The 12,134-nt window shown below is 34.7% G+C and carries 10 protein-coding genes; 8 read left to right on the top strand and 2 right to left on the bottom strand.

The genetic code is table 11. The features are described 5' to 3' along the window. Positions 1–30 precede the first annotated feature (30 nt). The gene (locus tag L3049_RS08075) at positions 31–1,386 is read left to right on the top strand and encodes a choice-of-anchor Q domain-containing protein (protein WP_275109296.1); all 1,356 of its coding nucleotides are present in this window, start codon (positions 31–33) and stop codon (positions 1,384–1,386) included. Between the two features lies 1 nt (position 1,387). Then, on the top strand, positions 1,388–2,443 hold the full coding sequence (locus L3049_RS08070; RefSeq protein ID WP_275109295.1) for an endonuclease/exonuclease/phosphatase family protein: 1,056 nt from the start codon (positions 1,388–1,390) through the stop codon (positions 2,441–2,443). A gap of 38 nt (positions 2,444–2,481) precedes the next feature. On the opposite strand, the gene L3049_RS08065 is transcribed toward L3049_RS08070, so the two are convergent. After that, positions 2,482–3,924, bottom strand: a complete 1,443-nt coding sequence (locus L3049_RS08065) for a monomeric [FeFe] hydrogenase (RefSeq protein ID WP_275109294.1) — start codon at positions 3,922–3,924, stop codon at positions 2,482–2,484. 150 nt (positions 3,925–4,074) lie between these two features. After that, complete coding sequence (locus L3049_RS08060; protein WP_275109293.1) at positions 4,075–5,484, bottom strand: CCA tRNA nucleotidyltransferase; 1,410 nt, start codon at positions 5,482–5,484, stop codon at positions 4,075–4,077. Between the two features lie 223 nt (positions 5,485–5,707). Between L3049_RS08060 and trxA (L3049_RS08055) the strand changes: the two genes are divergently transcribed. The 6 genes from trxA (L3049_RS08055) (at position 5,708) to L3049_RS08030 (ending at position 12,096) form a co-directional block, all read left to right on the top strand. Beyond that, positions 5,708–6,067 carry a thioredoxin gene (gene trxA / locus L3049_RS08055; RefSeq protein WP_275109292.1) on the top strand — a complete coding sequence of 120 codons (360 nt, stop codon included), beginning with the start codon at positions 5,708–5,710 and terminating at the stop codon, positions 6,065–6,067. 143 nt (positions 6,068–6,210) lie between these two features. Further along, on the top strand, positions 6,211–6,654 hold the full coding sequence (trxA, locus tag L3049_RS08050; RefSeq protein WP_275109291.1) for a thioredoxin: 444 nt from the start codon (positions 6,211–6,213) through the stop codon (positions 6,652–6,654). Between the two features lie 269 nt (positions 6,655–6,923). After that, positions 6,924–9,374, top strand: coding sequence for a TonB-dependent receptor (locus L3049_RS08045; protein ID WP_275109290.1), 2,451 nt, complete (start codon positions 6,924–6,926; stop codon positions 9,372–9,374). A 54-nt stretch (positions 9,375–9,428) separates the two neighbouring features. Then, positions 9,429–10,019, top strand: a complete 591-nt coding sequence (gene pnuC, locus L3049_RS08040) for a nicotinamide riboside transporter PnuC (protein WP_275109289.1) — start codon at positions 9,429–9,431, stop codon at positions 10,017–10,019. A 51-nt stretch (positions 10,020–10,070) separates the two neighbouring features. Continuing rightward, positions 10,071–10,688 (top strand): thiamine diphosphokinase, encoded by a 618-nt coding sequence (locus L3049_RS08035; protein WP_275109288.1) that lies wholly within the window; start codon positions 10,071–10,073, stop codon positions 10,686–10,688. Between the two features lie 148 nt (positions 10,689–10,836). After that, positions 10,837–12,096, top strand: coding sequence for a hypothetical protein (locus L3049_RS08030; RefSeq protein ID WP_275109287.1), 1,260 nt, complete (start codon positions 10,837–10,839; stop codon positions 12,094–12,096). Positions 12,097–12,134 lie beyond the last annotated feature (38 nt).

Genomic DNA, 12,134 nt, shown 5'->3' with positions numbered 1-12,134 from the left:
ATCTTCAAGTTTGATTTAAATAAGTAAGCCATGTTTTCAATACGTCTTCTTTTTTTCTTTTTGATATCAATTTCTATACTTTCTTGTGATAAAGAAGATGACTTTGTTTCAGATCCTCATTTTAAGTTTACATTTTCGACAGACACAGTAGCTTTTGATACTTTGTTTACTGGATTTGAATCCACAACCAAACAGTTGAAAATTTATAATCCATCATCAAAAGCGGTGAAAATTTCAAGTATATATCTTTATAAAACCGAAACACCATATCGTATAAATGTAAATGGTAAACAATCGAATCTAGTTCAGAATATAGAATTGAATGCTAAGGATAGTTTGTATGTTTTTGTAGAGGTGAGTTTAAGCCCAAAAGATGAGGATGCTCCTCGCTTGTTAAAAGATCAAATTGTTATTGAAGCAAATGGGAATGTGCAGAGGATAACTTTAGAGACTTTTGCGCAAGATGTTCATTTAATTGATGAAGATATTACTGAGTCTGCAATTTGGACCGGAAACAGGCCTTATGTGCTTCTTAAGCCTACTTGGCTTACTGAAGGAACAGAACTTAGCATACAAGAAGGAGCGAAAATCTATTTTTACAAAGATGCAGGTATACATGTTAAAGGGAAATTGAGTGTGAATGGCACTTTTGAACGACCTGTTTATTTTGGCAGTACTCGTTTAGAAGAATTGTATGAAAATGCTCCGGGACAGTGGGATGGAATCTATTTTTACGAGGAAAGTACCTCTTCCGTGTTGGAGCATTTTGTTTTGGAAGATGGCATTAATGGTTTAAGTTTTGATCGTACAATGGCAGGTGTTCCTGTTAATTTATCTTATGCTTTTATTCGAAATTTTTCACAAAATGGAATTTCAGCCAAGAATGCATCGATCATTGCTCATGATTTATTGGTTACGAATTGTGGCCAAGAATGCTTAAGAATGGAAGGTGATGCAATCTATGAGATTTATCAATCCACATTCTACAATTTATGGTCTTTTTCTCCAAGAACCGATCCTGTCATTTTTTATAAAGGAACAGGAGAAGGCAATCTGAAAATCAGTAATAGTATTGTTTGGAGTGGAAGAATTAATGAATTAGAAGTGGAGCCTTTAGAGAAAGTTGAAGTTGAGAATACACTCTTAAAACTAGGAAGTACTTTTCAACTAGACTATGCGGCTGTTTTTAAAAATTGCATTTTCAATGAAAATCCTTTATTTATTGATCTTACTGAGTTTGATTTTGGACTGCAAGTCGAATCTCCTGCTATTAACAAAGGAAATATTGAACTAAACAAGGACAATTGGTTAGATCTAAATGCTAATCGCAGAGATCAAGACATTGCTCCGGATATGGGAGCATATGAATATTTTGAAATGAATTAAAATGAAGAGAACAATTCTTCTTCTAACGTATTTATTAGCACTTTCAGTAAGTGTCTTCGCACAATCCATTATTGATGGAAGTGAAAAGGATAAAAGGGGCGATTTTCGAGTTCTATTTTATAATGTGGAGAACCTATTCGATTGTTTTAATGATTCTCTTACCCTGGATGATGAATTTCTTCCTCAGGGAGAAAGAAGTTGGACATGGGATAAGTATCAAAAGAAATCTCAAAAAATAGGGAAAGTGATTTTATCAGCGGGAGCATGGGAGTTTCCAGATTTAATTGGCCTTTGTGAAATTGAGAATCGTTTTGTTTTGGATGGTTTATTTAAAATTGGGTACCTAAACAATGCAGGATATCAAATTATTCATCGTGAATCACCCGATAGAAGGGGAATTGACGTTGCTTTAATTTATCAGGCAAGAACCTTTCAACCCATTGATACATCCTTTCTGCAATTAGTTTACAAAGGTGAATGCAGTTCTACAACCCGTGAAATACTGTATGTGAAAGGAAAAACACATACGGATGATACGCTGCATGTATTTGTAAATCATTGGCCTTCGCGATGGGGCGGTCAGTTTGATTCAGAACACAAAAGATTATCGGCTGCTGAATTACTGAAAAGTAAACTAGTCGAAATCCTTAAAAGTGATTCCAAGGCTAAAATTATAATCATGGGAGATTTTAATGATTATCCAGACGATAAATCCATACAGATGGTATTAAAAGCGCTTATGCCTAAGGATTCTTTTGAGAACAACCAACTCTATAATTTAGCAGGCTTATTTCTGAATAAAACGGGGATAGGTAGTCATAAATACCAAGGAAAGTGGGGAATGCTCGATCAATTTATTGTATCGGGAAGCTTGCTAAATAAGACGGGTTGTTTGTATTGTGAAAGTACAGGAATGAGCCTATTTAAGCCTAGTTTTTTGTTGGAGGAAGATCATACTTATTATGGCGAAAAACCATTTAGAAGTTTTGTAGGATACAAATATAACAACGGCTTCAGCGATCACTTGCCTGTTATTTTAGATTTATGGAGAAAATAAAAATGGCTACCAATATTTGATAGCCATCTTTGATTTTTTTATTCTGCAGAAATTATTTCTGAGAGATTCTTTTCGTATAATTTACTACCTGTCTTAGGATCGTAGTTTGAGCTAGGTCCCGCAATGCAACCGCCTTCACATGCCATAACTTCAATAAAGTTACCACTTGTTTTCCCTGTTTTGGCAAAAGCTTTTAGCATGTTTATTTTCTTTTTATCGATACCGTTAACAATAACTGGTTTAATATTAACGTATGGTTTAACTTCAAGTACCGATTGAGCAACTCCACCACTAGCAGCATATGCACGTCCATGATTTTTAATGCTTCTATCCAATTCAATAGCATTACCATCAATATTGATATTCCAACCTGCAAATAGTCCGGATAACTCTTCGAAAGTCATAACGTAATTAACGTTTGGATCTGACATTCCTTCGCGTCGTTTAGCGATACAAGGACCTATGAAAACAACTTTTGCATTAGGATATTGCTTCTTTGCTATCTCTGCTGCGTAATACATCGGGCTTTTTGTATGAGATACATATTGCTCCATATTTGGGATGTGTTTTTTCACAGCTGAAACATATGCAGGACAACATGATGTGGTCATAAAAGGAGCTTTGTCTTCCAGACGCTCTAATAATTCATCAGCTTCATTTTCTGTAGTTACATTAGCACCCTTAGCTACTTCAATAACATCGTGAAAGCCCAATTCTTTTATAGCTCCAATTACATTCTCTGTTTTAAACTTGAACTGACCATATAAAGCAGGAGCGACTAATGCAATAGTTTCTTGATCAGATTTAAGCGATTTCATAATATCGATAATCTGAGAATTCTCCATGATAGAACCGAAAGGGCAGGCTGTAATACATTTTCCACAGTCGATACACTTGTCTTCATCTATTTGCTCTTTACCATGTTCATTTTTAGTAATAGCTCCGACGGGACATGCATTCTCGCAAGGAACCGGCATATAAATAATCGAATGGTAAGGACAAACATTCATACAAATACCACAGTTGATACAGGTTTTAGGATCGATTTGAGCCTGTCCGTTTGCGTTCCAACTAACAGCTTCTTTAGGACAATTCATCATGCATGGATGAGCCACACAACCTTTACAAAGATTCGTAACGATATATGAATTTTGTACACAAGATGTACAAGCTTCATCTACTACGGTAAGGATTTTATCTATTGGATTTTCTCTTTCAAGAGCTTCAGTAGCGTATTCACCTAAGGTTTTAAGTTCATCACGATCTTCTTCCAATTCGAAACCCAAAAGAGGAATAAGCTTTTCTTTGATGATAACTCTTTCTTTAAAAATGCAGCAGCGATCAGAGTTTTCTCTGTTTCGAGGTGCCATTTCCAGAGGAATACGATCCAATCCTTCCACTAATTTCCCGTCATTAAAAAGGTCAGCCATTCTTGCCAAAAGATCCCTTCTAATAATCATTGTATTGTCAACGTATGCCATGTGAGTTTAGTTTTATATTAGGTTCTCAGTTAGATTTTTTTCAGGCAGCAAAAGTAGATATTATTGTTTTATTTGATACTGCTATTTAGCATGCAAAGGTTAGCAAATCAAAAAAAAACCTCTGAACGAATTCAGAGGTTTTAATTGTTGTTATTTTTTGACTGGCTCGAGACCTAATTCTTTGCCCTTTTTTATCATGAATTCGTAAGCGGCATCATGTTCATTAGGAATTATACCGTCTAATATTGCATCCTTAATTGCTAGTTTTATGTCACCTATTAATCTGCATGGCTTAAGGGCGAACATTTCAATAATTTCTTCACCACTAATTGGTGGCTGGAAATTTCTGATAGCATCCTTTTCTTCAACTTCTTTCAGCTTGCTACGAACCAATTGGAAGTTATCGAGGAACTTCTTGACTTTAGCTTCATTTTTTGAAGTGATATCTGCTTCGCACAAGAGCATTAACTCTTCAATATCATCACCAGCATCAAAAAGTAAGCGACGAATAGCTGAGTCAGTAACAACTTCCTGAGCCAGAACAATCGGTCGCATATGCAGAGAAACCATTTTCTGAACGAATTTCATTTTTTCATTCAAAGGTAGTTTCATATTCTTAAAAATCTTTGGAACCATTTTCTCACCAATAAAATTGTGAGCATGAAAGGTCCAACCAATACCTTTTACAAACTTTTTAGTTTTAGGCTTGGCAATATCGTGAAGTAAAGCCGACCAGCGTAACCATAAGTTGTCAGAGTGGCAGCACAGGTTATCCAGCACTTCAAGTGTATGGTAGAAATTGTCCTTATGACTGATACCATTTCGTGTTTCTCTACCTTTTAGTTTCTGAAACTCTGGGAATATCAATTCCAGTAAACCAGCCTCGTCAAGTAATTTAAAACCAATTGAGGGTTTAGCCGACATAACTATTTTGTTCATTTCTTCAATAACTCTTTCCTTCGAGATGATATGAATTCTATCCTTATTGGCTTTAATTGCTTCAAAAGTTACATCTGAAATCTTGAAATCCAGTTGCGTTGCAAAACGAATTGCTCGCATCATCCTTAGCGGGTCATCCGAGAAGGTAATTAAAGGTTCCATTGGAGTTTTAATGATTTTTTTATTTAAATCATCTATTCCATTGAATGGATCCAGTAGTGTGCCGAAATTATCTCGATGTAAACTTAAGGCTAATGCGTTAATTGTAAAATCTCTTCTTTTTTGATCGTCATCCAAAGTCCCGTCTTCAACAATTGGGTTACGAGATTCACGCTGATAAGATTCTTTACGTGCCCCAACGAATTCAACCTCGAATCCTTTGTATTTAAGCATGGCTGTACCATAGCTTTTAAAAATAGAAACTTTCGTATTGCCAGCTTTTTCAGCAACTTTCTTAGCGAGTTCAATGCCGCTACCAATCACAACAACATCAATATCTTTTGATCCTCTTTCTAGAAACAGATCTCTAACAAAACCTCCTATCACATAAGATTCAAGGTTTTCTTTGGTCACAATTTCTGATAATATTGGGAATATAGGGTGTGTTAAATGTTCTTTCACTTGATTTCTTTTCTAACAGATTTAGATCTGTGGTGTTATATCTATTTTGGCTTTGAGTATGTCAATAAAATAAAACCAAAGCTCTTTTCGCTGACAAAATTACAATTATTTATATGGAATCTATAAAAATAAGTGAATTTTGAATATGGCATACAAATTGCATAATAAAAATATGTAGATTTATAGATGTAATAATAAGTAGATTATTTTAATAGTAAAAATTATGGTAGAACATTTAACATTAGCATCTTTTAAAGAAAAGGTGTTTGATTTCGAAAATAATAAGGACTGGAAATTTGAAGGAAATAAGCCTTGTGTAATTGATTTTTACGCTGATTGGTGTGGACCTTGTAAAGCTGTAGCTCCGGTTCTTGAAGATTTGAAGAAAGAGTATGGTGAGAAGCTTGAAATTTATAAGATTAATACAGAGGAAGAGAAAGAATTGGCTTCGATCTTTGGAATTCAGAGTATTCCTTCATTATTATTTGTTCCACAAAATGGACAGCCACAAATGGCGCAAGGTGCTTTACCTAAAGAATCCTTTAAGCAAGCTTTCCAGGATGTATTAGGAGTAAAAGAGTAATTTTTTGACTTAAATATTTGTTAAAGCTCCTTACCGATTAAGAAGTTTTTAGAAAAATCATCATTTTTGTTGGAGAGTAAAAAGATGAGGAAGTTAAATTTGAGGTAGTAAGTTTGGGAAAAATACCTCCAAAATTAGAAAAGATGAAGAAGTTATATTTTATATTATTTGCAACATTACTTAGTTTAAGCGCATTTTCGCAATCGTCACCTAAAGTAATTCATTTAGATGATAATAGTTTTAAAGAAAAAGTGTTTGATTTTACAAATAGTAAAGAGTGGGCTTATAAAGGTGATAAACCAGTGATTGTTGATTTTTATGCAACCTGGTGTGGTCCTTGTAAACGAGTAGCTCCTGTTTTGGCTAAGCTTCAAAAAGAATATGGAACTGACATTCAAATTTATAAGGTTGATGTAGATAAATCCCCTCAAGTTTCGGCTGCGTTTGGTATTAAAAGCATGCCAACATTTTTGTTTATCCCGAAAGAAGGAAAACCAACAATGGCTAAAGGAGCCTTACCTAAGAAAACATTTATTAAAGCCATCAAGGATATTTTTAATGTGAATCATCCTGATGCAACAAACTAGAATTAAGAGAAAAGTTTTTAAAAAAAAGTCGGCAATTTGCCGACTTTTTTGTTTTTGAACTATTTCAGATTACCTTTGACGCAAAATCACAGTGGGGTGCCTTAATAATACGGGCTGAGATCATACCCTTATATCAATTATTATTAAAATTGATATTTACCTGATCCGGGTAATGCCGGCGTAGGAAAAACTTGCGAATTAACTCTTCGCCTACCTGATCTTAAGAAAACCTCATTGCAATATTTTATTAACGTTTTAACTTTTAAACAATGTTTACAAGAAAGATGAACTCTGTATTGCGCAGAGCTAGCGTGTTAATTCTATTGCAATTTGTTTGTTTTATCGGATTCTCTCAACTTACCCTAACAGGTAAAATAACCGATAAAGCAGGGAAAGCACTTCCAGGTGCAACTATTGCAGTAAAAGGAACTTATTTAGGAACTGTAGCCAACTCTTATGGCGATTACAAGTTTCAAAACCTAAAAGAAGGAAAATACAATTTTGTAGTCTCATTTTTAGGTTATCAAAGTACTCAAAAAGAAATTCAGGTAACAAAATCCACCAGTCTTGATTTTAGTTTAGAATCATCTGCCATTATGGCCGATGAGGTACTAGTTGCAGCCACTCGTGCAGGAAATAAAGCGCCAGTAGCGGTTACGAATTTATCAAGCGATGATGTTAGAAAACAAAATACGGGTCAGGATATTCCGTATCAACTTAATCTAACTCCCTCTATGGTAGTGTCATCTGAGGCTGGAAGCGGTGTTGGGTATTCAGCATTAAGAATTCGTGGAACTGATGCTTCTCGTATTAATGTAACCGTTAATGGTGTGCCTTTGAATGATTCTGAGTCTCAAGGAGTATTTTGGGTAAATATGCCCGATTTTTCTTCTTCAGTTGATAACATCCAGATTCAACGTGGAGTTGGAACATCAACTAACGGAGCTGCAGCTTTTGGAGCAACAATTAATTTCCAGACCGAAACGATTAATGCAGATCCTTATGCTGAAGTGCAAAGTGTAGCTGGTTCGTTTAATACGTTTAGAAATACAATTAAAGTTGGAACTGGATTAATAGATGGTAAGTTTAGTTTTGATGCACGTTATTCTCGTTTAAAATCAGATGGTTTTGTTGATCGTGCATTTTCAGATCATGAATCTTTCTTTGTTAGTGGAACTTACTACAAAGAAAAAAGCATGTTGAAGTTCAATGTGATGAGTGGTGATCAGAAAACTGGTATTTCTTGGTGGGGAAATCCTACTGTTAACAACCCGGATGAAAGTGTTGTAGAAGACAGAAAATATAATCCAGCGGGTGAATTTACCGACGAAAATGGTGTTACACGTTATTACGACAACCAGACAGATAACTACAAGCAGACACATTATCAGTTATTCTATTCACAAGAACTGACTTCGAATTTGAACATGAATGCGGCCTTGCATTATACCAAGGGTAAAGGATTTTACGAGCAATACAAAGAAGATGAAAGTTATGCTGAATATGGATTAAGCAATCCAATATATGGCGCAGAAGAAGTTAGCTCAACAGATTTAACTCGCCAAAAATGGTTGAAGAATGATTTTTACGGATTTACCTACTCTTTAAATTACAAGAAAAATAGCGTGGATGCATCTTTTGGGGGAGCTTGGAATCGCTATGATGGAGATCATTTTGGAAATATTCTATGGGCTCAAAATGGCGGTGTGAAAAATGGTTATCAGTGGTATTTTAACAATGGTGAAAAAACAGATTACAATACCTTTGCTAAAATTAGTGTTGAGTTGAGTGATCATTTAAATGTATATGGAGATGTTCAGTATCGTCACATTTCATACAGTATGACTGGAAATGATGATGATTTGAAACCATTAGTTCAAGATCATAAGTTTGATTTTTTCAATCCTAAAATGGGCTTGTATTATACTATTAACGATAGAAATACTGCTTATGCTTCATTTGGCTTAGCTCATAGAGAGCCAACAAGAGCGAATTATAAAGATGCAAAGGAAGACATAACAAGTTTTCCAAAGGAAGAATCATTATTTGATTACGAATTGGGATACAATTTTAAATCTGCGAAAGCGACTTTTGGTGCAAACGTATATTACATGTATTACCGTGATCAATTGGTTCCAACTGGTGAAAAAAATAATGTTGGGTCGGATATCATGACAAATGTTGACAAGAGTTACAGAGCAGGAATTGAATTTATTTGGGGAGTACAACTTCTTTCGAATTTAAAATGGGATGCGAATTTAACTTTAAGTCGTAATCGCATTAAAGATTTTACAGAATATTCTACTTATTACGATGAAAATTGGAATGAAGAATACAAAGGTAAAGAATTAGGAGATACACATATTAGTTATTCTCCAGAGGTTATTGGTAGCAGTGTGTTAAATTGGACACCTTCAAAAGGCTTAGGTCTAAGCTTTATAAGTAAGTATGTAGGGGAACAGTATTTTGATAATACCTCAAACACGGAACGTAAGTTAGATGACTACTTGGTTCATAATTTCAGAATGGATTATGCAATTCAACCCACTTGGATGAAAGAAATTTTATTCCACGTGCAAATAAACAATGTTCTTGATAAGAAATATGAGAACAATGCTTACGGTGGAAACTGGTACGAACAAGGTGATGAAAAGACTTGGAGATATTATTACCCACAAGCAGGAATTAATTTTCTTGCAGGAGTAACACTAAGATTTTAATTAAATTTGTAGGGACACATGAAGTTGTGTCCCTGCAAAATATAGCCCAATAAAATGAATTGGATTCTCGATAATATTATTGAAATAGTTGGAACCATTGCTGGTTTAATTTTCTTGTATTTGGAAATAAAACAGAACAAATGGTTGTGGCCAGTAGGATTACTTACTTCGGTAATGTATATCTATGTGTTTTTTGTGGCTAAACTTTACGCTGATATGTCACTCCAATTCTACTATGTTATTATCAGTATTTATGGATGGATTGTTTGGTCCAAAGGAATTAGCAAAAAGGAGCTTCCAGTAACTAGATTAACAAAGGAATTATTCCTCATTCTTTTTGGGGTAAGCATGCTAATTTATGCCCTTATTTCTTTTGTGTTGGTTAATTATACCGATGGATCAATTCCTTACTGGGATGCTTTTACAACTGCTCTAAGCATTGTTGCTACTTGGATGTTGGCAAGGAAAATTTTAGAACAATGGTTGGTTTGGGTTGTTGTAAACGCCGTTTCGTTAGGATTGTACATTTATAAAGGCTTGTATCCAACTTCTATTTTATTCTTTTTCTATACTGTATTAGCTTTGGTTGGCTACTTGCAATGGAAAAAAGATATGCTTTCTTCCGAAGCAATCTCCAACAAATAATTACTTTTGCTTCAGTAAAATCAAATTCAGGTACTTATTAGATAAATAAGCATGCAAAAGAAAGCTGTTATTCTGGCAAATGGATCATTTCCTAAACACGAAATTCCTTTAAAAGAACTAAAGTCCTCTAAATACATTGTTTGTTGCGATGGAGCAATTAATAAATTAGATAAGGCTGGTATTGAACCTTATGCAATTGTAGGAGATTTAGATTCTTTAGATTCTGATCTAAAATGGAAATATCGTGATATTATTCATCATTTTGCAAATCAGGATACAAATGATTTAACCAAAGCAATTAACTGGTGTCTGGAAAATAATTTTTCGGAAGTTGTCATTGTGGGAGCTACTGGTCAGAGGGATGATCATATGATTGGGAATGTATTTTTACTTCCGGGATATGCCAGAAAAATTAAGGTTAAAATGTTGACCAGTTATGGTGTGTTTACGCCGATTTTGAGAGCCAAAAATTTTGAAAGTTATACCAGACAGCAGGTTTCAATTTTCTCACCAAATCCTGAAACCCTTATTTCTACTGCCAATTTGCGCTATTCTCTAACAGAACAGAAACTTGAAATGATGTATCAGGGAACCTTAAACGAATCGATGGGAGAAAGTTTTCGTATTGAGTTTGAAGGTGGTCCATTAATCATTTACCAAGAATATTAAAACTCCTTGTTGTTGCTCAATTAGCTATCTTATAGGGTTTTATGTTTTGTCTTTCTGTTCGGGAAAGACAAGATGTAAAACTGTTTTACAATACCCCTAAAACAAATATTACTGTTTATATTTGTGGCGCAAAAAACGAACAATATCTATGAAAAAATTGAATTACCTATTACTACTTGTATTGATTATCACAAGTATATCTAATCTATCTGCTCAAAAAAAAGAAAAAGTAATTACTGCTAAATTCGGAGGTTACGCACATTCTTTATTTACCTATGATACACGTCAGACTGTAAGTGCGCGCGAAGGCCTAATTTTATTGTATCCCCAAAATGAGAAATTAGATGCAAGTGGAAAGGATATTAATAAAGGAGGCATTTACCATATGGCTGTTATTCAATCAAGAGTAAATGCAAAATTTACTGGTCCTGAAGTATTAGGAGCAAAAACAAGTGCAATGATTGAAGCTGAATTTGTTGGTAATGGAGAATCCGATGTAAATGGAATGCGTTTGCGTCATGCCTTTTTTAATTTAGATTGGGGAAAAACATCATTACTGATTGGTCAAACCTGGTCTCCATTATTTGTGACAGAAGTATTTCCTGGAACATGTGGTGCAAGTGCAGGATTGCCTTTTAAGCCATTTGCACGTAATCCTCAGGTGCGCTTAACGCATAAATCAGAAAACTGGAAATTGATTGCTGCCATTGCATCGGAACGTGATTACACAAGTACAGGTCCTGATGGAGGTAGTAATAAGTATCTGAGAAATGCCGGACTTCCTATTTTTCAAACTCAAGCACATTATTACGCAGGCAAACATTTAATTGGTGCTAGTGCTGAGTATAAGAATTTGAAACCATCTCTAATGAGTTCAACGGGATCTATAGAGAATGGAGATGTAATGAATTGGAAGAATGATGAAACGGTTGCATCTTGGGCTTTAATGGGATATTTTAAATTGAATTTTAAACCAATTACTTTTAAAGCTCAAACAACATATGGATCAAACCTTACAGATATGCTGATGTTAGGTGGCTATGCTGTAAAAAGTATCAATCCAATGACAAACGAAGCTAGTTATTCAGGAATTAAAGTGTCGGCAACTTGGGCTGATATTTCTTATCAGAAAAATAATTTCGAGTTAGCATTAATGGCAGGGTATTCAAAAAATATGGGCGCTGACGATAAAGTTGAAACAGGAATGATTTATAGTCGTGGTAAAAATATTGGTGAGCTATATCGAATAGCTCCTCGTATTTCTAAACGAATCAAAAATGTAAAGTTTGAATTAGAAGCTGAATATACTGCAGCAGCTTATGGTGATGTTACGGAGAAAGCAGAAGTAGAGAATACCAACTGGGTAGGTAATACTCGTATCGCAGTAGGCCTTTACTATTTTTTCTAAAAAATATTGAATTCAATATAGCAAAGGCGAACTGAAAA

The organism is Labilibaculum sp. DW002, from assembly GCF_029029525.1.
Classification (GTDB): Bacteria; Bacteroidota; Bacteroidia; order Bacteroidales; family Marinifilaceae; genus Paralabilibaculum; species Paralabilibaculum antarcticum.
This window is presented reverse-complemented; position numbering and strand designations above follow the sequence as displayed.